We start from the raw sequence: 23,966 nt of genomic DNA on the forward strand, positions 1-23,966 counted from the left end.
ACACCCCATGTCATGAACAAGGTCATAGCCAGTTTTTCTCCATCAGCTGATGAGCCGCATGCGCGATGTCCTGCTCGGTGATGAGGTAATACTCCTCGTTGCGATAGTAGGGCACGGCGGCATCCACCCCGGTGAGACGCTTGGGCGGTGCCTTGAGGGAGGTCAGCGCCTCCTCGGTGACCCGCGCCACTATCTCGGCGCCTACCCCGAAGCTGCCGCAGGCCTCGTGCACCACCAGCAGGCGGCCGGTCTTGCGCACCGAGCTGAGGATGCTCTCCATATCGAGCGGCTTGATGGTGGCCAAGTCCAGCACCTCACACTGGATATCCCGCTCTGCCAGTTGGGCGGCGGCTCGCATCACCTCCTGAATGCAGGCGCCCCAGGCGACGATGGTGAGATCCCGCCCCGGTCTCAGGGTAAAGCAGACATCCAGTGGCAGGCCGACACCATCATCCACCACGTCGGACTTCATGGAGCGGTAGATGCGATCCGGCTCGAAGAACATCACGGGATCCGGGTCGCGGATGGCGGAGAGCAGCAGACCATATGCCCGCTTGGGGCTCGACGGGATCACCACCCGCAGACCGGGAATATGGGCGAACAGCGCCTCCACGCTCTCGCTGTGGTGTTCCGGCGAGTGGATGCCGGCGCCATAGGGAGAGCGGTAGACCAAGGGGCAGGAGAGCCGCCCACGGGTGCGATTGCGCATGCGCGCCGCCTGACAGATGATCTGTTCCATACCGGGGAAGATGAAGCCCTGGAACTGGAATTCCGCCACGGGTTTGAGCCCCTGGGTGGCCATGCCGACCGCCACCCCGGCGATCAATCCTTCGGCAAGCGGGGTATCGATCACCCGCTTGAAACCGAACTTGTCCCTAAGGCCCACGGTGGCACGGAACACCCCGCCGTTGACCCCCACATCCTCACCGAGCACCACCACATCCGGGTCGCGCTCCATCTCGTGATGCAGCGCCAGATTGATGGCTTCGAGCAACGTTATTTCACTCATGCAGCCTCCCCAAGCCCAGAGTCATCTCGTGATGCAATGTCAGGCGGACTGCTTCGAGCAGCGTCATTTCACTCATGATGTGTCTCCCCGCCCTGCAACTGCATCCCCTTGGCGATGATGCGCTGACGCTGGCTGCGATAGTCCCGCGGCAGCTCGGCAAACTGGTAATCGAGCAGGGTTTCCGGCGCCTGGGGCGCCATGCCCTCGTAGGCGGCGACGGCGCGTTCGACCTCGCGGGCGGCATCCGCCAGCAAAGCCTGCTCCTGCTCCTCATCCCACCAGCCCTGCTCCGCCATGAACTGGCGCAGCCGCTTGACCGGCTCCTTGGCCCAGGCGGCTTCCACCTCGGCGGATTCCCGATAGCGGGTGGCGTCGTCGGCGGTGGTGTGATCCCCGAGCCGGTAGCTGACCGCCTCGATCAGGGTCGGCCCCTTGCCGCTGCGGGCCCGCTCCATGGCGGCGCGGGTTGCCTCATAGACGGCCACCACGTCGTTGCCATCAACCTGCAGGCTGCGCACCCCGGCCCCTATGCCCTTCTGGGCCAGGGTCGGGGCGCTGGTCTGCAGCTTGCGGGGCACCGAGATGGCCCACTGGTTGTTGTTGATGATCATCACCATGGGCAGGTGCCAGACACCGGCGCAGTTGAGCCCCTCGAGGAAGTCCCCCTTGGAGGTGCCCCCATCGCCGATGGTGACCACGGCGACCCTGGGCTGATTGCGCAGTTTGAAGGCCGCGGCGATGCCGGCGGCGTGGGTGATCTGGGTGGCGATGGGCACACAGATAGGCAAATCTTCCGATAATTCGCCATCAGGCTTATAGAAAACACTACCCCGCTCATCCCCGCCCCAATATTGCAGGTTTTGCTCCATGGGCACGCCTCTCACATAGAGGGTCGGCATGTCCCGGTAATAGGGTACGTAGACATCCTCTGGCTGCATGGCGAGCCCGACCCCGATCCCCACCGCTTCCGCCCCCAGGTGGGAGGGAAAGGTGCCGAGTTTGCCGGTTCGTTGCAGCGCGATCGCTTTCTTGTCATAGCTGCGCACCATCACCATGTTGCGGTAGAAGGTGTGCAGTGTCGCCTTGTCCAGCCAGGTCGGCAGTGTCGCGACCGGGCGCCCCTCCTCATCGAGGTAACGAAGGAAGGGGATGTCGACATGGGTCATAACTGGCTCCTTGCCGTTGTCAGCGTCACCACCATGAGGTGACCCTCAAAATGTAAACAACATGTTAACTTTGTGGCAATGGGATTTCGTCAGGTTAGACCAGTAGAAACTTCTTTAATTTCAGAAAGAAGAAGAGATTTTCGGCGAGCAGAAAGGAAGAAGGGAGCCCGTTCGGGCTCCCTGTCAGGGTGAATTTGGGATCACGCCCATCGGATGTGTTGCCCCCGCAGCCGCCTGGGACGCCACTTCGGTGGGCAGCAACGGGCTCAGATCACTCCCACAACCGGGTCGGCACCACCAGCAGCATGGTGCGCTGGCCGATGGCCACGTTGACGTTGGGAAAAACCACCGCCTCCCGCGGTTTCTCTACCCTGTACTGCTGATCACCGTCCTCCGCCAGCACAAATCCCTGGGGAAACTCGGTGAAATTGTCCACGTCGCTGGCAAACAGGAAGCGGAACTGCTCGGAGCGCTTGTTAATCACCCGATCGATGGCGAACAGGGTGAAGTCATCGGCGCGCCAGGGCTCCAGCACCATCTCGTCCCGGGTCACCAGCTCCTGCAGCGCCTGACGGGCTTCGATGAAGCGGGTCATGTCGTTCTCGCCAAAGGGGCGCACCTTGCCGAGCTCCACCGTGAAGGCGTGGGCGCCGTGGCGATGGGAGCTGTAATAGCTGAAGGTGGTGGTCGGCCCGCCGGAGAGCAGTATGGTGCGCACCCCGCAGGCACCGAGGAACTGCACCTGCTCCTTGCAGTGGGGCCGCTCGTGAGGGAAGGGATAGACCGCAAACTTCTCGTGGCGCGAACCGCGAATGGCGGTGTGCAGATCGTAGTGATAGCGCGGCCGGGCCGGGTCTTCGAAGAAGCGGCTCACATACTGCTCGAGGCGCATGGCGCGGATCCGCTCCCGGTTGCAGAGCCCCTCCCCCTTGCTGTGGGCGCCGGAGAAGAGGCGGTTCATGTTCTCCTCCACCTCCCGCAGTCCCAGATTCATGGCGGCCGGGTTGCCAAACAGGAAGAGCACCCGGTGACGGGTTTGCAACTCCCCACTCAGCAAGCGCGACAGCAGCTGGTTGCAGATCTCGATGGGGGCGGTCTCGTTACCGTGGATGCCGCAGGAGAGGACGATGTCCTTGCGTCCACCCGGCTCATCACCCGCGCCGATGGCGGGCTCCAGGCAGAGCACTCCCGTGTCCCACACGCTCACCTTGTCGCCGTTTGGCAGCGTATAGGCGAAGGGGTCGAGCTGCCACTCGTGGCGGCGGGTCAGGGCCAAAAAGTCATGCTGGGGAATCATCCATCTCACCCTCTTGTCGGTTCACACTTGTCGATGTCAGACAAGGCGGATTATACGCAAGAGCCGGAGCCTTAGAACCAATTTTTAAACAAATTCAAACAGTAAGGATACAAATGCAACAGTGGCTAACGGGGGAGAGCGATGAGGCACAGAGGGAGAAAAACGGGACACTGCGGGAGGACGGGGAGAACAGGGGATCAGGTCATGCCGCTCTCAGAGGCGAGATGGCGGATGACAATCAGCAGAGAAACGAGGCATCCATGCCCGGTCATTCAGCCACGCCAGAACGGCTTGGTGGTCTCTTGATAACGGTCGGCTTCGTTCAGGCCGATGTCTTTGAGCAGGTAGGCGGGCAACTCGGAGAGCTGACGGCGGCTGCGGCTGCGCTCAAGCCAGGTCAGGACGGTCGTTTTCACGCGAGCCACCAGATTGGTCTGGCTGGAATGCTGGTAACCGGCTTCGGTATAAGTCATGTTGGCCATGGGATGGCTCCTCTGAATAAAGTGCGACACTGGGTTCAAATTTGTTGCGCAGAGCTTAGTCAGGGAGCAGAGGCGTCTCAATTGACGAATTTTGATACAAGAGATTAGGAAAACTAATGATCAACATCACAGGAGAGTCACGTGTAACCAGTTGATTTTAAATGGAAATGATATTTTCATACGCCAATGGGCGCCCCCACAGCATTTTCTCCTGCCTCTTCCGCCTCTAACTATGCAGTTTCTCGCAGTAGCTATGCATGGCATCTCACCGGCAAGCATGCCGATAACCGCGGGTTCACAGCCAATTGTTAATCATGTGATCTTTCATTGATCCTTATTTAACAGTCAGATACAAACAACCAACGCTCAAATGGCACTGCCCCTCCCGCCCCTGCTGGCAGATTGCGATGGGGACTTGGCGCCCCGCCTTCATGCTGATATGGTTATTTATACAGTAGTTTGGCCCAGCGCCGCCGCCCGTCACTCAGCCGGCAGGCGCTCACCACAGGATATGTCGATGGACGCCTTTACCCCGACCGCCGCCTTGCGCCAGCAGATGGAGACCCTGGAAGCCGCCCTGGCGCACCTCGCCAATCGGCTCGGCCAGTTACCCCTGCTGGAGGCCCATGTCTATCCCCTCCCCGCCGTGCCCCTGGGGGAGGAGCACGATCCCATCGACACCATAGAGGTGGGCTATCTAACGGGTGAGGAGGCACTGGCCGTCACCCAGGCCGCCTATCAGGATCACTGTGCCCGCCCCGGTTGCTCCACCAAGGCGACCCTGCGCCTGCCGGGCTGGCTGCGCTTTCCCGCCGCCTGCGCCGGGGAGCTCGGCCCCCTGATTGAGGCGATCAACGGCCACAAGCTCGCCTTCAAGGCACTGGTGCAACAGGCGGGGGGACGGGATGAGAAGTTCGAGCTGGTGCATCAGGCGCTGCCCGGGGTCATCACCCTGCAGGTCTATCGCAAGCTGACCCTGCTCCAGGGGGAGCTGCATTCCCTCGGCTTCACCTGGGCGGACAAACAGAGCATCAGCCGCCTGACCCGGGAGCAGGTGCTGGAGATGCTGGAGCGCAGCCGCCGCTATGTGCCGGCCCTGTCGGACAACGAGGAGTGGAGCAAGATGGTGGATCAGGAGGTGTATGACATTCGCCGCCTGCCGGCGGACGTAGCGCTGCGGATCCGGCGGCCGGTCAAGACCCACCCCATGATCAACCTGCTGTGGCAGGACAGGGAGCCGCGCAAGCAGCAGCTCAAGGCGAGCCTGCCGCTCTTGCTCTGCTCGGACACGCCCCCCAGCGTCACTCACCTCGGCCACTATCCCCCCAAGTTGCGTCAGGCCAGGCGGGATCGCAAGATAGGCGGCGAGGCCATCATAGAGCGGCTGCACCTCTACCGCTATCAGGGGTAGGCAGGAGCCCAAACGACGAGGGGAGCATCACCGGATGCTCCCCTCGTCACTTTCGCCCGCCCGGGCAATCAGCTCATCAGCAGGGCGCGCAGGCTCTCCACATCCAGCCCCTTCACCTCGGACTGACCACTCAAGAGGCCATCCGCCAGCGCCCGTTTCTCATCGTGCAGGGCCACAATCTTCTCCTCTACCGTCTGCTCGCACACCAGGCGATAGACGGTCACCGGCTGGGTCTGCCCCATGCGGTGTGCCCGATCGCTCGCCTGATCTTCCACCGCCGGATTCCACCAGGGATCCAGGTGCAGCACGGTATCGGCCTGGGTCAGGTTAAGCCCCGTGCCCCCCGCCTTGAGGCTGATGAGGAACAGGGGCACCGGTTCGTGACGAAAACGCAGGATGGACTCCTGACGGGATTTGGCGGAGCAGCCACCATCCAGATAGCAGTAGTCCCACTGGCGCTGCTCGATGCGTGCCCGCAACAGGCTCAGCAGATCCACGAACTGGCTGAACACCAGCACCCGGTGGCCCCCGTCGATGGCCTCCTCCAGGAGCCCCATGGCCTCGTCCAGCTTGCTGCTGGTCTGTGACCACTCCGGCATCACCAGCTGGGGGGAGCAGCAGAGTCGGCGCAGCCGGGTCAGGCCGCTCAGCACGTGCATCAGGGCGCGGCCATCGGCACTTTGCACCTGCTGCACCACCTCCCGTCTCGTCGCCTCGTAGAGTTGGCGCTCCTCCGGGGAGAGGCTGATGTGATGGATGATCTCCGTCTTGTCCGGCAACTCGGTCAGCACCTGCTGCTTGAGGCGGCGCAGGATGAAGGGGCTGATCACCGCCCGCAGCAACGACATATGGCGGGGATCCTTGACCGCCTTGCCAAAGCGACGCTTGAACTCGCTGAGGCTGCCGAGCAGCCCCGGGTTGATGAAGGCAAACAGACTCCACAGCTCACCGAGGTGGTTCTCGATGGGGGTGCCGGAGAGCGCCAGACGAAAATCGCCGTCGAGCTGGAACAGCAGCTTGGCACGCTGGGTGCCGGCATTCTTGATCTGCTGCGCCTCATCCAGCACCATGCTCGACCAGTGACGGGACTTGAGAGCCTGGGCGAGGCTGCCGAGCATGCCGTAGTTGACCAGCACGATCTGACCCGGCCTGGCCTCCTGGATCAGTGCCTCCCGCTCGGCCGGGTTCTCGAAGATGACCACCTCCAGCTCGGGGGCGAAGCGGGCCACCTCCTCCTGCCAGTTGGTGACCACTGACTTGGGCACCACCACCAGAGCCGGTCCCAGATGCTGGCGCATGCGCAGCAGGATAAGCGCCTGCAGGGTCTTGCCAAGGCCCATGTCGTCCGCGAGGCAGGCGCCGAAGCCGTGGTGGGCCAGGGTCGCCATCCAGCGTACCCCCTCCTTCTGGTAATCCCGCAGCGCCGTCAGCAACTCGGGCGGACACGCCACCTCCTGCTGCCACTCCTGCTGGAGGGACTGCCAGGCCTCGTCCCCCGCCGTGGTCACCGCGGACAACAGGCGGGCCAGAGGATAGGCCAGCTTGTTGTTGATGCGCTGTTCGGTGTCGAGCATGGCCCCCAGCATGGTCAGGCGATCCACCAGCTTGTCGGTCAGCATCAGGCTGGTCTTGTCATCGAGCTGGACGGTGCGCTGGCCCGGGGTGAGCTGACGCAGGATGAGGCGCAAGTCGAGGATCTGGTGTTCGTCCAGCGCCAGGGCCCCTTCCACCTGGAACCAGTCCTGGCGCCGCTCGATGCGAAGGCTCAAGGCCGCCTCGTCCAGACTCTTGAGGCGGGCGCTGTCCTGGTGCCAGTGAATGGCCACGCCGGCGTCCACCAGCTCCGGCAGGGCGTTGACCAGGGTCAGTGCCTGCTCACCCTCCAGCTTCCACTCGTTGCCCGGCAACCCGATGGGCAGTTGGCTGCGCAGCCGCTGGGCCGCCTCCTTCTCCGCCCCCAGATCCCGTTGCCAGTAGTGATACGCCTTCATCCCCTGCCGGACGATGGCCTCCCCCTTGCCAAGGGGCAGAGGGGGCAAGTCCCCCTCCCGGGTCACCAGCTGGACCACCAGCTGGCCATCCTGCCAATCCAGCTGTACCGAGGCCACACCCGGCCAGGGGGCGATCTCGGCATTGCCCTGCAGGCCCGCCACCTGGCTGTGCCAGGGGAGATCCGGGATGGCGTCCAGGGTGCGTTGCAACTCGGCCAACCCCGCCTCGGGCAGGGGGGGAATGGTGGTCAAGGTAGGCAATCTGTCTACCAATGCTTGCGGCGTCAGAATAAGCTGCCATAAATCCTGCGCCAGCGGCACGATATGCGCCCCCCGGGCCGCGGCCCGGGGGTTTAGCAACGCCCGCATGCCCGGCATCCGGGACTCTGGAGTCGAAGGCTGGGCCGTCTGCGCCAAAGCTTCCGGATCGCTCTGCCCGTCATCCGGCACGATCTGCAGCAAGGGGGCGCTGATGGCCAGTTGCAGCTTCTGGCCCTTGGCGTTGAACAGGCGGGGATGGTCGGCAAGGGGCGCCCAGGCCTCTCGCGGCAACTTGCTCATTGAGCGCGGCAGGGTGCGCACCAGCGCCCAGTCGGCCTCGTCCAGCAGGGCCGCATACTGGGTGGAGAGAAGGGCGGGATCCACCCGTCGACCGGCGGTCCACTCCCCCTTGGTGCTCTGCTTCTGGATCTTGCACTCCAGTTCGGGCCCCTCGGCGTGAAGCAGCCAAACCAGCCGCTCCTGCGCCTTGCGCACGCCACTGGAGCGCCCCAACCCCTGCAGCCAGTTCAGCCAGCTGGCGGAGGCGGGAGCCTTGTCATCCTCCGGATCTTCACTGCCCTGCCCCACCGCAGCGACCTGCAACTGATTGAGGGGGAGGCGCTGCGCCCCCTGCCCCAGCAAGCTGCGCAGCAGATCCTGGCAAAACGCCATCAGCCGGTGATGGGGCTCGGCCTCCAGCAGGTGGGAGAGATCCCACTTGTGCAAAATGGCCACCTGGGGGCTCTGCTCCCCATGGCGCGCGAGGGCGCAGAGATCGAGCCAGAGATAGCCCCAGTGCAGCTCCTCAAGGGGCAGTTGCAGGGTATCGAACAGACCGACTGCCTGACCGTGGCGATCACCGGCCCACTGCCCCAGCAGATCTCCGAGCAGCGGGAAGCCAGTGCGTGCCCCCCCCTGACCCAGGCTGCGCTGCCACTGCTTGCGCTGCTCGCTGGCCAGCACGGGATCGGCCTGCTGCAACCAGCCCAGCCAGAGCAGGGTGCTGAACATGGGGGGCCAGGTGCTGAGATCCCCCTCACCCTGTCGTTCGGCCTTCCATTGCGCCAGGGCTCCGAGCAGGCGCTCCCCCAGGGGGTGCTCATCGGTGTGCTCCGCCAACTGCTGCAGTGCTGGCCAGTGAGTGGTCACCCCGCCCCTGGCCTCCCCCTCTGGCGAGCCGCAGAGCCACTGCCACTCGGCAGCCAGCATCTGTACCCGCCCGGACAGGGGGGCGGCGCAGGCCGCGGCAATCTCTGCCAGCGGCCAGCCTGACGCGGGCTCGGCATCCAGCAGGGTTTGCAGGGCGAAGTGTTCCAGCAGGAGCTGCTGCCAGGCGGGGCTCGCCCCGGGCAACAGGCGATGGGCATCGGGCAGGTCCAGCAGACTCAGCAGCTCGGCACTCTGGTAATAGGCGGGGATCTGGCCCGCCTCCCCCAGACAGAGTTCGCGCACCAGGGCTTGCGCCATCTCCTGCCCGGTGACGGAGGGCACCCGTGACCACTCCGGCATGGGACAATGGCCGCCACGCACTCCCAGGATCAGGGCCAGCGTTCCCTCCGCCGTCAGGCTCCACTGCTGCTCTCCTCGCAGACGCACCAAGCCCTGCTCCTGCAGCTGTACCAACCGCTCGGCCAGCAGTCCGGGGGACTGGGGGCCAGGCCTTGCATCTTGCAAGGCGTCGAGCCGATAGCGGGGGCTGGCGGCGCGCTGCAGTTGCAGCTCGCTGAGCAGGGCATAGCAATCCGAAGAGAGGGTGAAGGCTGACATCAGGACTCGTGGGCTGGTGCAAAGGCGGAATTTTACCGAGAAAGGGGCGGCGGCTCGACCCTTAAGCGCGAATTAGTACAAAAAAAGCGGCCAGCTTCATAAAAAACGGTGGGGAGAATAGGACAGGGATCGACAAAAAGAGGGGAAAAATTAGCATGAAGGGAGCCAGATGGCGGACGTTGGCGACGATGAATTAATCTCGCCAACGGGCAACCCGGTGCAAGCAAAAAGGCGCCGAAGCGCCTTCTTGTGAACCATCGCGGGCTTCATCCCTCCAGCTGCGCCAGCCTGGACTCCAGGGCCGTCAGACGCTCTTTGAGGCTCTCGACCTCCTCCTCGAGCTGGCTCAGGCGATCGGTGGCGGGAGAGGCGTAAGTGCTGGCGGGAGCCGCCTGTGCCAGTGCCTGCAGATCGATCTCGCCGCTGAACAGGTGGGCGTAACGGGACTCCCGCTTGCCCGGCTCCCGGGGCAGCTTGACCACATAGGGGCCCCGCTCGGCGAGGCCAGCCAGCACAGCATCGACTTCGGTCACATCGTCGAAACTGCACAGGCGGTTGGTGCGCGAGCGCAGTTCGCCCGGCGTCTGCGGGCCCCGCAGCAACAGCTCGCAGAGGATGCCGAGCTCCTGGGCCGTGAACTTGAGCTCACCAAACTCGGTGTTGCAGAAGCGATGCTGATAGCGCGGTACCCGTGCGTTGAAGCCGGCGGTATTGACCACCAGACGGCGACGGATCAGCTCGTCGATCACGGCGCGAATATCCAGCTCGGCGAGATCCAGCACGGGCTCACGATTGCTCTTCTGGTTGCAGGCGTTGACCAGTGCATTGAGGGAGAGGGGATACTGATCCGGCGTGCAGATCTCTTTCTCTATCAGACAGCCGATCACCCGGGCCTCCAGCGGGCCTAGTACTAACTCCATTTCAACCTCCCTTGCCACACGTTAAGAGACTTATCTTAACCAAGGCGCGCACCTCGTCCAGCCCTGAACCACAATTTTGCGACCGGGGAAAACAGTTGGTGAAACATCGTGCAGGAATGGACCACAAACGGCGTCATTCAACCCCCGACCAGGGTAGTTCAGGGAGACCCTCACCCTGCTCTGGCCAGGCGGTCACCGAGTCAGGGCCCAGTCGATGCAGCGTTATTCAGAGCGACTTGTCGACCCGGGTGTCTGAACCCGAGGTCAGGATCCTCACCCTGTCCCCCTTGGCAAAGCTGAGCTTGGGATCGCTCGCCTGCACTACGCTCAGCACCTTGCCGCCGTCGGTCTTGATCTGCAGCTCCACCGATTGCGCCGTCTGGGGTGCATTCTGCGCACTCTGGCGACGACGAGACACCTCAGCGCCGGCAATCGCCCCCGTGGCAGTCATGATGGTCTGACCCGAGCCGCCGCCGAACTGGTTGCCAACAGCCGCACCGAGCGCCGCCGCGCCTATGGTGCGAAGGGGTCTGGCCCCCTGATGGGCAGGCTGGGTGGTCTGAGTGATGAGATGACTCTCCTGCACCGTGCCATATTCGACCTGGGCGCTGGTACCGGCCATGGCGGATGAGCTGAGGATGAGCAGACTGGCGGCGATGAATTCCACTTTCTTCACGATGTAGGCTCCAATGAGGGGCCCGGCGGGGATGCCGGGCCGGTGGCAGGAGGGCCCTGCCATCGAATCATCAGACTACCGGAACCAAGCTGACTGCAGGCTTGCCCGCCCCCCAGATAGTGACGAGAACCTGAACGTCGTCAGGAGGAGGGCTTGCGCTCCAGGGTCGCCGCCACCGAGGCAGCCTCCTTGCCGGTGAGCAAGGGCTCACCCGGATAGAGCAGCAGAGCCCGGGTCCGCAGCTGGTTGGCGTCTTCCGTACGCCCCAGCGCATTGAGGGCGATCACCATGTTGGCGTAGATATTGGCCCGCGGGGTGTGGCGCACGAAGGCATGCCCCCACTCGAGATAGGCCTCCAGCTCCACCTTGTTGTGTGTCTGCAGGCCCACCATCAGCCGCACCGCGTTGACGTCGAACTCCACTCGGGTCAGCCAGGCCATGGGATTGACCACGTCCAGCAGCAGGGTCGGTTCCTTGTAACCGCCGCGCTCATACTTGGTCACCACCCAGGCGGTGTGAATGGCGGTCAGCATGAAGGGCACCACCACCAGGGGAATGGCAATGGCCATGAAGCGCAGCAGCAGCCAGGGGCGATAAACATATTCCCGCCAGCTGGCCGCCCCCCCCTCCTCCACTTCCGCATCCACCACATAGATGAGCAGCAACAGGGCCCACCAGAGGGCGATGGCATGATAGAAGGGGTATTCGGTCTGGCTGTGCAGCAAGATGGGGGTCACCAGAGCCAGCAGCGCAGCGCCTCTGACCCAGCCCGCCCGACTCAGCCGCCACAGCAAGGTCCCCCCCATCAGCAGCATGCCAAGCATGGGGGCAATCCCCCCCTCCACTGCCCAGTAGAGAAATTCGTTGTGGGGGTGGTCGAGGTTGTACTCAATCTGCACCATGGCTGGGTTGAGGGCCTTGTCAGCCATGTAATGCTCGAGGAACACCGGCTCGAAGCTGCCGTAGCCCCAACCCGTCCAGGGGGACTCTGCAATCAACTTGGCGGCATAGGGCCAGTAGATGGAGCGCATGCCGCCGGATTGGTAGATATCCAGCCCCCGCTTGGCCCCCGCCATGGCGTATTGGGAGAGAAACCCCAGGGCAATACCCAGTCCGATCAGGGTGAGGATGCGCCCCAGCTGCCGTTGACGTCGCAGTTGCGGCACCAGCAACAACAAGGCCAGCAAGCCCCCCAATTGGCCGACCCGGGATTGCAGCACGACCAGCAGCACTGACGCCGCGAGGATCACCCCATAACGCAGCCCCCTGAGCCAGGGGTGAGTACTCCCCTTCATCTCGAGCCAAACTGCCAGCGACAGACCGGTCGCCATGAAGCTCGCCATCACATTGGGTTGCTGGAAGATGCCGTAGGGTCGGTTGGCACGTGTGTCGTATCCTAACCAGTTGCCCGGTGTCAGCAGATAGAACTGCACCAGACCGACAACACCTTCAATGGCCACCGCCACCAACAACAGATAAAGCAGTTTATCCCGCGCCGATTTCTCCCATTTCCACTGGTAGAGACAACTCAGAAACAGCAGGCCGGCAAAGAGCCCGAGCAAACGGGGAATGGCGTAGTCTTTTTGCTCAAAACCCGGATAGGCCATGGGCAGCAGCAGCAGCATGCCCCCCAGCCAGAGTCCAATCTGCAGCGAAGAGACGACCAACTGCTGGCGCAAGGTCACCTGCCAGAGGCCGAGCCCAATGACCAGGCTCGCAAAGATCCAGCCCCAGGCATTGAACGGCAGATAGAGCCCGGAGCCCCCCGGATTGTGCATAAAGAAATGCATGCCGAGCAGCCAGTAGAGTCCGCTCACTACGCCAAAAGACTTTGCCGTCGTTGTCATCTTCCCAGGTTCCTCAATCCCATACTCCTCGCCACTCGCGTGCACCCCAGAAAACAAAAAAGGGGGCTATTGCCCCCTCTCGCTCATGGATAAACATTATACCTGTTCTGGTCTGACTTGTTCTGGTCTGACTTGTTCTGGTCTGACTTGTTCTGGTCTGACTTGTTCTGGTCTGCGAAACGCATGGCGAACCAGCACAATCCCCACCCCCAACATGCCACCGAGCAAGGTAGCCAACACAACGATCAGCGGGCGCTTGGGCTTGTCGCGGGAAAGAGGCTCACTCGGCGAAGCCAGATAGGAGAATGATTGGAATGGCAGCTCTTCGAGCTTGATGGCCTGCAAACTGCTCAATTGCAAACGCAGGTCACTCAACACCGGGTTGAGGAACTCGGGGTTTTTGATTTCCTTGAGGATCTTGAGCTTCTCTGCCAGGGCGCGCGCACCCAGATCGATAGGCAGGCTTCCCTTATCTTGCAAATTTTGAACTGGGGTATCAATTCCTGCTGCCTGAGTAATACGAAGCCCATATTCGGTACGTATGATGTCATCCTGCAGTTGCTTGATGGTATCCAACTGGGAGCTCTCATACTGAGTCTGCAACGTTTTGATCCTGTTTTGCCAGATCGTTGTCAGCGCCTTACCTTTGGCCATAGACTCCTGTTGCTGGATGAAAGCTATATACCGCTCCAAACGCTGCTTGGCTTCAACTGCAGTGTCTGCAGCAAAGGATAGAGTGACATTTTCACTCAATTTATCAGGCGCTTTTGCACTGATCCCTTCAACCATGCCTTTCAATAACAGCCGCTTACCTTTTTCATCTGTTACTTCAGACTTTTTAGCTTCGGTATCAAGATATCCCTCCTCGATCAAAAACTGACGCTTATTATTGAAGCCATTGAAATTATTGACAAAATCATTATAAATCGCTTTCTTGTCGAAGGCGGTGAAGGCTGTCGCTGGCACTTGAGCATTGAGCAACTGGTTGATATTAAGCTCAAGCGATTCAACCTCTTTAAGGTTGGGTTGCATGATCTCGGCTTGGCTGACCCAAACCTGGGGAGCCAAGAGCGCATAAGCAACACCTGCTATGGTGAATGTGGCAGCAATCAGCAGAATTAGAACCTTCTGACGCCACAAAACTAGGATCAATTCACGCAAATCGATTTCATCATCTGAGGAAGCTTGCCAGCCTTTAGGTAATACGTTGTTTACATTGTCACATACTTGCTTGTTCATACTGGGCCCTAAAAATTATTATTTATTGCCAGAAAGGGGCATTACGATCTTTGTCCGATAAATACAATGATGCATTTTCCAACAGGGGCCAAGTGATCGCCAGAGTGGGATCTGACCAGTTCAAGGTTCTCTCCAACCGAGAGTCATAATAATCAGTACACTTATAGAGCACATGGGCCCACTCACTTAGCACATAGAAACCATGAGCAAAGCCGAGGGGGATCCACAAAGCAGAGCTTTCTTCATCACAGAGTAGTTGTCCAACCCATTGCCCACGAGTCAAGCTGCCCTCTCGCAGATCCACCGCCACATCAAAGATGGTGCCTGTGATAATCTGCACCAGCTTCCCTTGAGGCTTCTCCTGCTGATAGTGCAGGCCACGCAAGGTTCCCTGCCGAGAGCGACTCAAATTGTCCTGAACGAAGATAAAATCACCACATCGTTGCCTAAAGGCTTCATGACGAAACAACTCCATGAAGCTGCCCCGCTCATCCTCATAACGTTGGTGGTGGACAAGAAGTACATCAGGGATATTCAAGGAGGTCAGATGCATAGAGGTTATCATTGAGGTATGAATGTAAAGATATATCACTCAATATCATTTCGAATCAATCCCAATCAAAGTTTGCAAAACCCAAGGTCGGTTGCACCAGTCCTCTGAATCGCCCCGGGTTTTCTAGGCACTCTGTTGCTGAACATTGAACTGCTTTTCAAACTCTACCGGTGACAGCCCATCATTGGAACCATGGCGCCTAACCGGGTTGTAAAACATCTTGAGGTACCCTGGCACCGGCTTCCCGAGCAAGCAGTGCGACTGCCTGATGATTGATGCGCTCTGCCAGCTCGGGCTGGCTCTGTGCGAGATCGACTGCCGTATAGGCCGCACCGTTGAGGATGACATCAGGCTGATGGCGGTTCAGGGCGCTGATCAGCGCATCGGGGTCAGTGATATCACACACCTCCCTGCCAAGGGCCATCACCCGCCAATGGGGATAATCCCGGCACAGGGCAGAAAAAAGGGCTCGTCCCAACTGGCCACGAGCCCCCAGCAACAAGATCCGCATCGGGATTACCGCGCGCCAAAACCGGTCAGGATGGTGCGGATGGTCTTGAACACGATGAGTACATCCAGCCAGAGGGAGAAGTGCTTGATGTAGTAAAAATCGTGCTCGATCTTGATGCGGGTATCATCGGCATCGGCAGCATAGCCGTGCACCACCTGCGCCCAACCACTGATCCCGGGCCGCACGATATGACGATACATGTAGAACGGGATCTCCCGCTCGAACTGATCGACGAAAGTGCGTTGCTCCGGTCTTGGCCCAATCAGGCTCATGTCCCCTTTAAGGACGTTGAAGAACTGCGGCAGCTCGTCGATGCGCAGCTTACGGATCACCTTGCCCACCCGGGTGACGCGCATGTCACCGTCCTGGGCAAACTGGGCGCCGGCTTTTTCAGAATCCTTGCACATGCTGCGGAACTTGTAGATGCAAAAATCCTTGTTCCCCTTCCCTACCCGGTTTTGCAGGAACATCACGGGGCCCGGGCTCTCCAGCTTGATGAGGATAGCCGTCACCAGCATCAAGGGGGAAAACAGCGGGATCGCGATCAACGCGGCCAGAATGTCCATTCCCCGTTTGATGAAGGCATAGACGGGAGAGGGCAAGAGGGAGCCAAGCTGGTTCTCGTGGAGATGGTCTATTTTCACGCGCCCGGTCAGGGTCTCGCTGATCTGCTTGATGTGATAGACGGGAATGTGAGCCAGGGCGCAGCGCGCCAGGAAACGCTCCCACTCACCCGCCAGCTTCTCATCCCGAAGATCTGCCACCACGGCGTCATAACGCACGGCCCCGAGATCGGGTTTGTCCAGCAGACGCCATTGCACACACGTATGCTGGGTCAGGGCCTGATAATCACCAAAGGGCAACAAGGCGTATTTTGGAGTCCGGTAACGACGGCCAATAAAATAGACCAACCAGCAGCAAAGTAGTGCTACCACATATGACTCGAACAATACCTGACGGCTGTAAGGCAGGCGCAGGAAGAAGAGAATGCCGACCAAGGCACCATAAAGAGTGGTCACCGTAGGGATCATATAGGCCACGGGACTCGCGCCGGGATAGCGGAGGAAGCGATGCAGCACTATCCCGGTCAGCAGAAACGCCACGAAGGCACCACTCAGGGTGTTGACCCTGACGGCATTGAGCCCCTCCCAGAATCCCCATCCCCAGCGCTCAATGGCGGGCAGACACACCGCCAACAAGGCCCCGAAGATGAACAAGGCAGGAGGGCTAAATAATACACGCTCATACCAGCGTGAGTGACGACGTTGAAATGACAAGGACAACCCCCAAATAAAACATTAGCTATATATCATCACACAAAACTAGAATTAAAAGAAGATAATAAAAACTACAGCAGAACGATTTTATTAAAAAACTTTAAATAACAAGAATAGTGCTAGAGCTAGTCGATCACGAGCTCTACGCCTTAGTTCATTAACTCTAACAAGAAGATATAAATTACCTTTATAACCATTTTCAAGGCCATATCTGAATATGGCTGAGTTTTGTAAATCCAAACATTCAGCGATATTCATCACTTGTTTACGATACCATTTGGACTTAATTAGCGAGATTCTTTTCTGGGCTGCTTTAAAATTATTATTAGTACCAACCTGATTATTAGCGTGCTGCCGATATCGCATCATAGGCATAGCGTCTATAAACCAACGATAACCATAACGACGAGAGAAAGCATAAATGAGCCAATCATGAAGTTCAATATTATTAGACACTCTAGCATAATTACCTATCAACCATTGCTGAAAGTTAATAGCAAAGTCGCGATTAAAAACATAAGTACAACCAGGACCGGCAGCCTCAAATAGAAAATCCCATCGACGAAATGGTTGAGCCTTGTTGATTAAAACCTCACGTCCATCCTCCCAAAAAGCAATAACATTAGACGAATAACAATCATATTCACTCAAATACTGAGTTGCACGGTATATTTTATCGGAAGGCCAGATATCATCTTGATCAGAAAAAGAAATAACATCATACTCACCAATATAAACATCTTTTAATAGTCTATAGAAATTTTTACCCGCCCCCCCAAATCGTTCACCATAGGGCAAAAGTGTTATATTAGAAAATTTATTTGCATACATAGTGCAAATATCAAAAGAACTATCACAACTTAAATCAAGGCTAATTACAATGTTAACATCAATTTTTTCTTGTCGCAAAATGCTATCAAGCTGCTCTACGAGCGTAGTTTCACCATTGTATGCTGCAACCAAAACGAGACATTTACTATTACTATTTACGATCATCTAAAAAATCCATGTCGAAAATTTCTAAAAACTACTTTAAACAATAACATTTTAGCATCCTAAGAGGATATTTTAAATTCTCTAATAGAGTAGCGGCAAATAAAAATAAAAAGCTAATTTCCTTTTTATAATAAAGATCTTTTAGAACTATTTTATATGACTCATGCATATTAGCGATGTTTCCTGTCAAACCACTGGCTCCGATAGCTGCCTTAAACCCACCAGCCAATGGTATTTTTATTAAAAATGCAGGCCCCCTTTTTATATTTTCTAGCCAACAACAGTAATCATCAACCACTCTGTACTTTGGATTAAACATCACCATGTCTCTTTTAATCATAACCGTTGGCGTAAAGAAAGGATTACCAATCAAAAAATTGATTTTTTTAATCCTCTTTGATTTAATAATCTCAGAGGCCTCCATTTTTTTAAAATTTACATTCTGAATGTAGTAATGCGCAGAGATATGAGCATTGCTTTCAAGCATAAAATGATACTGTACTTCAATCTTCTTGGGGTGCCACACATCATCTGAATCAAGGAATGCAATTAATGAGGAGCTTGATAACGCAACCCCCATATTCCTTGCATACGCGGCCCCTCGATTTTCCGATAAGGAATGTAACCTAATATTTAATTTGTTAGAAAAATATACAACAATATCAGAAAGCACTTTTTTATCTACACTACAATCATCAATTATAATAACTTCTCTGGGTATTAAGGTCTGTTCACAAATAGACTGTAGTGATTGAGATATTGTATTTTCACCATTGTAATATGGTATAACCACACTGACATCAACCATTGTAGACCTCATTATATTTTCTCGATTTATCCTTTACATAGAAAAGTAATAATATGGAATATATATACATTGCATCATATGGATATATCAAAGACATCCCAGCAATAATCATAGGTAATGTTATATATAAGCTATCGAATCCTACTTTTACATACGAATAAATAATAATTGAAATATAAAAAAACATTCCAACAATACCCACCTCACCAACAATAAGAGGTATCATGGCATGAGCATACCCGCCTTCTTTCCAACTATATAAGTAGCCACCAACATCAAATCCCTGGCCAAACATAAGTGTACCTAAATTGACTTCAAATATCTTGGAAAAAAAAGCATTAAATATACCAAACTTTGTTTCAAAACTGGCATCATTAAAATCTAAAAAATCAATATAGTGGATGATAATAGCTAGTATTAATGGCGTGATAATAGAAAACAATACAAATTTACTTTGGACACTTACCTTTCTAAGAAGGTATAATACAGGAATAATAAGAAATGCCACATAAGCTGCGCGACTTAACGTCATTACTATTATAACAACACAAAATAACGACAATATTTTCCTAAAAAAACCACAAAACAAATAATACACTAACACACTAACAACTAATGCATGCAAGGCCACATAATTTGAATCCAGATACATTATGCTTCCATACTTAAATACATAGAATGTATCTCTCTTTAAAGCGTCACTATAGCCCTCCCCATCCCCCTTTACTGCGTACTCAGGATGCATAAAACGAATATATGTATCAATCAACATCAATAAGATGGATGCAACAGTAAAAAGCTGCCCACCTTTTATGGCCTCATTTAAGTTTATTTTTTCAAAGATAGACTTTAATGATATAAAAACTGCAAGTGGGTAGATAAACTCTATGCTTTTTCCAACAGCAGCGTACCCTAGGTCGATTGACCATATAAATACGTATGTAGTCGCAATAAAGGAATACAATAATAATGAAATAGCATTCCCCCACTTCAATATGCCGTTTTTAACATAAAAAGATGAGAGAAGAACAAAAGGAAATATTACAATGATAACTCGTAATGGAATATATCGGGTAGAATCATTAAAGTAAAAAGATAACCTTATTGACAAGGAAATACTAATAATATAAAAAAACAAGGTGAAATAATTTCTACCATGTGTTTTTGTAAGATGCATTTATTTATCCTGAGAGGTGTCTGAAATAGCCATGAAGCCAGTCAAAAGACTTTTCAGAAAGTAGAACTTAGAGACCCCCATAACTTTTGACATTGGTTTCAAAAATGACAACCTTAAAATCAAAAGCAGGCCGATTATAAAGCCAAACCCATATCGGTAAACCGCCCCTTTTGCTTTCAGGATACTAAAGGCATTATTTTTATTTGTTGCTGTACTTTCTTTAGGATGCGACACAATATATTGATTGATGAAGCTAATGTTTAAATTGGCATCTATTGCATCAAAAAGAAAAACACTCTCTTCTCCACAAATAAATTTAGCACCTATCCCAAAATCCTTATTAAAGAACACCTCAGATGTGTCTATTATTCTTTTGTCGATAACCATTTCAATAGAGCATGCATGCAAACATTCTATTTTACTTAATTGTCCACTATTTATCGGATATTTTCTAAAATCCGTTGAGTCTTCTGTAACCTTAGCTTTAAACAAGGCAATATGAAAAGGATTTTTTTTTTGGGCTGATAATATCTTATCAGCCACATCACACTCATAGACAACGTCATCATCAGATATAAGTATTAACTCTTCTGTAGAGTACTTCAATGCTTCATTTCTGCTATTCGTCAGTCCCTTTGTATCACTTTCAATTAGAGTTATATCTTCATAAGAAAATCTTTCTCTTGCATCATTTGAGATAAATACATCGACATAATCCTGATGCACTATCAAATACCTACAATTATTTAAAAATGGTAAGGATGATAGCCTGTTTATTCTCTCTCCATATGTCGATATACATATTTCCAGCATTTGTTCACCATTATGCATAAATTTAGCGATAACTAAAAATCAGAAATGATATTTATAATTCATTTAAAAATCAAATAGACTTTTCTTTATAGAAGAAACTATCGTTTCATTTCCTTTATTATAGTCAATACCAAATAATGCTTTCATATCATTCCGTTCAGTTTGATGGTCATCACTATTGGAAATAATTTTTTCCATTGCAGCTATAAGTTCAAACAATGAATAAACTTTAACTCCCGGCGTATTTAAATCATAGTCTAGATAAAACTCTCGCTCTTTCAAATAGCTTTCTTTATCAAACGGGAAAAATATTATTGGTCTATCTAGAATCAAAAAATCAAAAAATATTGATGAGTAATCCGTAATTAAACAATCAGCCATAACCATTAACTCGCAAGGATCTATTTTATTGTCAATCAAAGATATATTTGACCATCCTATAGGGTTAATAGTCAGCTCTGTCGCAGGGTGTAGTTTTATTTTCAACCTAGCATTATTTCTTGCTAAAAAATCATTGAGCAGCTCAAAGTTAATGCCTGACTCTGCTATGAAATCCACACCAGAATCACGCCAAGTTGGTGTATATACGAAAGTAAAGGGGCTTTTATCAGCATCAATACTCCTATTTTTTGTCATTTTTAAAATTTGACCTATTCTAGGATAAGAAGTTATGATTAAATTTTCGATACCTCTCAGCCTGAATGCAGAAATATAAGAATATTCAGCCACATATAATGACGGGCATAGCACCAGATCATGCCTTAAGTGTGCATGAGGGTGCATAAACTTAGATAAGATGTTGGCTTCATGGAATATTTTCACCAAAGGCAAACATCTGATGTCAAATTCAATTTTCTTTAATGGAATCCCATGCCATAAATTAACATTAAGAGCTCCTCTAGATGTAAACCAGCAAATATCCCTAGCGTAAGAACTATAAATATAGACACCAGCTCGAAGACAGAAGTACAATCCCATAGCAGAATATCTACGATAAGACTTACCATATTTAGAGGCTAATTCAACTGATTGAATATTTTGCGATATCCAGACAGGTGTTATATCTGGATTATTTTTACACACATGTTCATAAAGATATCTACTGTTATCCCCATATATGCCAAAGCACCCGAAAACCCAAATATTTTTATTCCTTGGAAAAGCTCCCGAGAGCCAATATAAAAAGTACTGCATGCATCTAGAAGCAATTCTGAAAACATTATTCATATATATGACTTCATTTTATGTTAATGAGCATGATAATAGCTACACATTAAGAATAACATTATGCGGTGGCAATGAGCAGGCATTATCTTGAGATGACGTGTTGGACTTTGCAATGATAAGATTAAAATTTTCGATAATTTAAATGATATGTGACTACATTGGGAAAATATTCACTCTATTTTTTCTGTAAGAAATAAAAAAAAATCACTCTTATAAACATAACTAGAGACTCTACAGCCAAAACGCTTAGGCATATGTTTTTTGCCGTGATACCATCTGTTATATACATAACACTTAGCGCCAGGATCTGAATTACCGCAGCAAAAATAACACTTCTATTTGCTATATCAATCCTGTTAATGGATGAAAATGCTGGATAACCAAAGTTAACCCCAACAAAATTAATTAGAAGTGCTATAAGAAATATCTCTAGATATTCATGTGCAGAAATGAATTGCTCGCCAAACAAAAAACCCATTATCTCTTGAGAATAAGATATACCAATAATGGCAGTAAATGCCATAGGGATTATCCCTACTCCAACGAATTTATAGAGATCTTTTTTATTGCCGGTTCTAGCCAGATAAGGGAACAATGCTTGACTTACTGGTGATATAATACTTTGACCTGCTTGATATAATTTTTCCGCACTATTATACAACGCCGCAGAATTAGTTCCAGAAAATGAGCCCACGAGAAAGGTACTTGCACTTGTATATACTCCAACTGCTAATCTTGAAACAAAAAATACTCCTCCCTCTTTCAATAGGGTATAACATTTTTTACGATCAGCCATTGAAATCCAATAGCCCTCTTTATATATACTGATAACTCCAATAGATGTAGCCAATAGATTACTTAAAGCAAAGAATATTAAAACAGAGTCAGTTTGATTTTTTTCTTTAATAAAAATAAAAATAAAGAAAACGTAAAGTAGTTTTGCAGACACCATAGATATGGTGATTTTTTTCATTTTCTCTATGCCTAAAAAAAACCAATTAGGCTGAAAAGATTGAAAGAAAATTGATGCTATTATAGCAATATGGATGCTGCTAATATCTGGTATTGTATTGCCTAGCCTAAAATATAGTAAAACAAATGCGGAAGTTATTAAAAACAAGAAAAATTTAACGGTAAAAATAGCTCCCAAGTAATCGGCTACTATTCTCTTATCTTCTTTGTTTCTTGCCAGCCAATATGGAGCCGATATACCAAAGCCATAGTCGGTAATAATCAGAGCAATACTACAAAGTGACATTGACATAGCTACCGTGCCAAACCCCTCTAATCCGAGAACACGGCTAAGATAAGGTAACACTAATAACGGCGCTATATAGTTACTGAACTGAACTAACATCAATGATAGAATGTTTTTGCTTAATGCTACCTCTCTCAATTAATCCTCTCTCAGCTTTTAATGCATTTACTTTAATAAAAAGAAAGGGAAATGAATTGACTTTTAAGCTTCACTTGTTGTCAATAACAAAATCCGGGTTTAATTCCAAAATGCCTTTGCGATAGAATACAATATCTCCAGATTTATACTGTTGAGTTGTAATTGCGTTAATTATAGGTCTTATACCTTCTTCAATCGTCATTACATTTGAGTTATTTATTGAAAGTCCATCACGTAATTTTGTATCGATAGCTCCAGGACATAGAGCTAAAGTATCATATCCATCTTTAGCTAATCCCATAGTTAGTTTAATTACTCCCGCTTTAGCGGCACAATAAGCAGTCCAATCTTTATAAGCGTTAAATGCTGCTGTAGACGATAAATTAACGATACGGCATCTATTATTCTTTATTAGGGCCATTCTAGATACTAGATATGTGCCGATCAAATTTGTCTGTATATCATTGATCCAGAATGCTGGTTCGGAATCCACAATTCGACTAGAATATAATGAGCCTGCACAATTGACTACGACATCAAAACTATTTCCTAAAAAATAATTCTCAACAGATTCTTGACTTGTTACATCTAATTCAGCACGTTTTGGAGCCGAGACTTGATAATCATCAAATCTGCAAAGTGTCGCGGCTATATGTTTTGCTAGATCACTGTTACCACCAGTTAATAAAATTTTCATACTTTTGGCTCTGGTATTGGATGATTATCACTTCGCTCAATCAATTTTTCATACTGATCATGAATTTTCTTTTTAAGATTAGTAGAACTCACTCCTTTTCCATATGGCATATAGAAAACTTTCACACCTAATTTTTTTAAATAATCATACTTCCCTAACCAATCATCACCTATCACGAAGATATCAATGTTCAGCTTTTTAACAGTTTCACTGTGCTCTAAAGTATGTTGAGGTACCACAACATCAGGTGCTCGTAATCCTTCTATAATTGATATGCGCTCTTCGAATGGTACAGCTGGTGGATTTTTATAGCTACAAACTAACTCGTCTGTACTAACCCCAACAATAAGTACATCTCCTAATCCACGACCATATTCTATCATTTTCAGATGGTTACTATGGAATAAATCAAATGTACCAGATACATATACAATATGTGACATAA

The 23,966-nt window shown here is 52.1% G+C and carries 21 protein-coding genes; 1 reads left to right on the forward strand and 20 read right to left on the reverse strand.

The genetic code is table 11. From position 1 onward, the window contains the following. Positions 1–22: 22 nt before the first annotated feature. The 4 genes from ABNP46_RS13800 to ABNP46_RS13815 all read right to left on the reverse strand — a co-directional run bounded on the left by ABNP46_RS13800 (position 23) and on the right by ABNP46_RS13815 (position 3,954). The gene (locus ABNP46_RS13800; RefSeq protein WP_349918515.1) at positions 23–1,009 is read right to left on the reverse strand and encodes an alpha-ketoacid dehydrogenase subunit beta; all 987 of its coding nucleotides are present in this window, start codon (positions 1,007–1,009) and stop codon (positions 23–25) included. A 68-nt stretch (positions 1,010–1,077) separates the two neighbouring features. Then, a complete protein-coding gene (gene pdhA, locus ABNP46_RS13805) occupies positions 1,078–2,175 on the reverse strand; it encodes a pyruvate dehydrogenase (acetyl-transferring) E1 component subunit alpha (protein ID WP_349918517.1) in 1,098 nt (365 codons plus the stop codon). A gap of 271 nt (positions 2,176–2,446) precedes the next feature. After that, complete coding sequence (gene astE / locus ABNP46_RS13810) at positions 2,447–3,472, reverse strand: succinylglutamate desuccinylase (protein ID WP_349918519.1); 1,026 nt, start codon at positions 3,470–3,472, stop codon at positions 2,447–2,449. Between the two features lie 272 nt (positions 3,473–3,744). Beyond that, on the reverse strand, positions 3,745–3,954 hold the full coding sequence (locus ABNP46_RS13815; protein ID WP_349918520.1) for a DUF1127 domain-containing protein: 210 nt from the start codon (positions 3,952–3,954) through the stop codon (positions 3,745–3,747). A gap of 517 nt (positions 3,955–4,471) precedes the next feature. Between ABNP46_RS13815 and ABNP46_RS13820 the strand changes: the two genes are divergently transcribed. Continuing rightward, on the forward strand, positions 4,472–5,365 hold the full coding sequence (locus tag ABNP46_RS13820; protein WP_349918522.1) for a DNA replication terminus site-binding protein: 894 nt from the start codon (positions 4,472–4,474) through the stop codon (positions 5,363–5,365). A gap of 68 nt (positions 5,366–5,433) precedes the next feature. Here ABNP46_RS13820 and ABNP46_RS13825 read toward each other — a convergent pair whose 3' ends face one another. The 16 genes from ABNP46_RS13825 to ABNP46_RS13900 form a co-directional block, all read right to left on the reverse strand. Further along, entirely contained in the window at positions 5,434–9,384 is a 3,951-nt protein-coding gene (locus ABNP46_RS13825) for a DEAD/DEAH box helicase (protein ID WP_349918523.1), read from the reverse strand. Between the two features lie 266 nt (positions 9,385–9,650). Continuing rightward, complete coding sequence (locus ABNP46_RS13830) at positions 9,651–10,304, reverse strand: YceH family protein (RefSeq protein ID WP_349918525.1); 654 nt, start codon at positions 10,302–10,304, stop codon at positions 9,651–9,653. Between the two features lie 226 nt (positions 10,305–10,530). Next, positions 10,531–10,980 carry a hypothetical protein gene (locus ABNP46_RS13835; RefSeq protein WP_349918526.1) on the reverse strand — a complete coding sequence of 150 codons (450 nt, stop codon included), beginning with the start codon at positions 10,978–10,980 and terminating at the stop codon, positions 10,531–10,533. A 140-nt stretch (positions 10,981–11,120) separates the two neighbouring features. After that, positions 11,121–12,827, reverse strand: a complete 1,707-nt coding sequence (locus tag ABNP46_RS13840; RefSeq protein ID WP_349918528.1) for a PglL family O-oligosaccharyltransferase — start codon at positions 12,825–12,827, stop codon at positions 11,121–11,123. 96 nt (positions 12,828–12,923) lie between these two features. Beyond that, positions 12,924–14,066 (reverse strand): LPS O-antigen chain length determinant protein WzzB, encoded by a 1,143-nt coding sequence (locus tag ABNP46_RS13845; protein WP_349918530.1) that lies wholly within the window; start codon positions 14,064–14,066, stop codon positions 12,924–12,926. A 22-nt stretch (positions 14,067–14,088) separates the two neighbouring features. Further along, positions 14,089–14,619, reverse strand: coding sequence for a dTDP-4-dehydrorhamnose 3,5-epimerase (rfbC, locus tag ABNP46_RS13850; protein WP_349918531.1), 531 nt, complete (start codon positions 14,617–14,619; stop codon positions 14,089–14,091). Positions 14,620–14,818: 199 nt separating this feature from the next. Then, a complete protein-coding gene (locus ABNP46_RS13855) occupies positions 14,819–15,130 on the reverse strand; it encodes a sugar nucleotide-binding protein (RefSeq protein WP_349918533.1) in 312 nt (103 codons plus the stop codon). Between the two features lie 5 nt (positions 15,131–15,135). Then, on the reverse strand, positions 15,136–16,407 hold the full coding sequence (locus ABNP46_RS13860) for a sugar transferase (RefSeq protein ID WP_349918535.1): 1,272 nt from the start codon (positions 16,405–16,407) through the stop codon (positions 15,136–15,138). Between the two features lie 90 nt (positions 16,408–16,497). Beyond that, complete coding sequence (locus ABNP46_RS13865) at positions 16,498–17,403, reverse strand: glycosyltransferase (RefSeq protein WP_349918536.1); 906 nt, start codon at positions 17,401–17,403, stop codon at positions 16,498–16,500. Positions 17,404–17,434: 31 nt separating this feature from the next. Then, on the reverse strand, positions 17,435–18,211 hold the full coding sequence (locus ABNP46_RS13870; protein WP_349918537.1) for a glycosyltransferase family 2 protein: 777 nt from the start codon (positions 18,209–18,211) through the stop codon (positions 17,435–17,437). Further along, positions 18,204–19,388 carry a hypothetical protein gene (locus ABNP46_RS13875; RefSeq protein ID WP_349918539.1) on the reverse strand — a complete coding sequence of 395 codons (1,185 nt, stop codon included), beginning with the start codon at positions 19,386–19,388 and terminating at the stop codon, positions 18,204–18,206. The genes ABNP46_RS13870 and ABNP46_RS13875 overlap by 8 nt, the downstream gene beginning before the upstream one ends. After that, positions 19,389–20,114, reverse strand: coding sequence for a glycosyltransferase family A protein (locus ABNP46_RS13880; protein WP_349918540.1), 726 nt, complete (start codon positions 20,112–20,114; stop codon positions 19,389–19,391). A 150-nt stretch (positions 20,115–20,264) separates the two neighbouring features. Beyond that, on the reverse strand, positions 20,265–21,428 hold the full coding sequence (locus ABNP46_RS13885; protein ID WP_349918541.1) for a CDP-glycerol glycerophosphotransferase family protein: 1,164 nt from the start codon (positions 21,426–21,428) through the stop codon (positions 20,265–20,267). A 175-nt stretch (positions 21,429–21,603) separates the two neighbouring features. Next, entirely contained in the window at positions 21,604–22,824 is a 1,221-nt protein-coding gene (locus tag ABNP46_RS13890; RefSeq protein ID WP_349918543.1) for an oligosaccharide flippase family protein, read from the reverse strand. 70 nt (positions 22,825–22,894) lie between these two features. After that, positions 22,895–23,521 (reverse strand): SDR family NAD(P)-dependent oxidoreductase, encoded by a 627-nt coding sequence (locus ABNP46_RS13895; RefSeq protein ID WP_349918544.1) that lies wholly within the window; start codon positions 23,519–23,521, stop codon positions 22,895–22,897. Continuing rightward, positions 23,518–23,964, reverse strand: a complete 447-nt coding sequence (locus ABNP46_RS13900; RefSeq protein WP_349918546.1) for an adenylyltransferase/cytidyltransferase family protein — start codon at positions 23,962–23,964, stop codon at positions 23,518–23,520. Before ABNP46_RS13900 ends, ABNP46_RS13895 begins: the two co-directional genes overlap by 4 nt. Positions 23,965–23,966: the final 2 nt, after the last annotated feature.

Origin of the sequence: Aeromonas veronii (assembly GCF_040215105.1) — a bacterium.
Taxonomy (GTDB): domain Bacteria; phylum Pseudomonadota; class Gammaproteobacteria; order Enterobacterales; family Aeromonadaceae; genus Aeromonas; species Aeromonas veronii_G.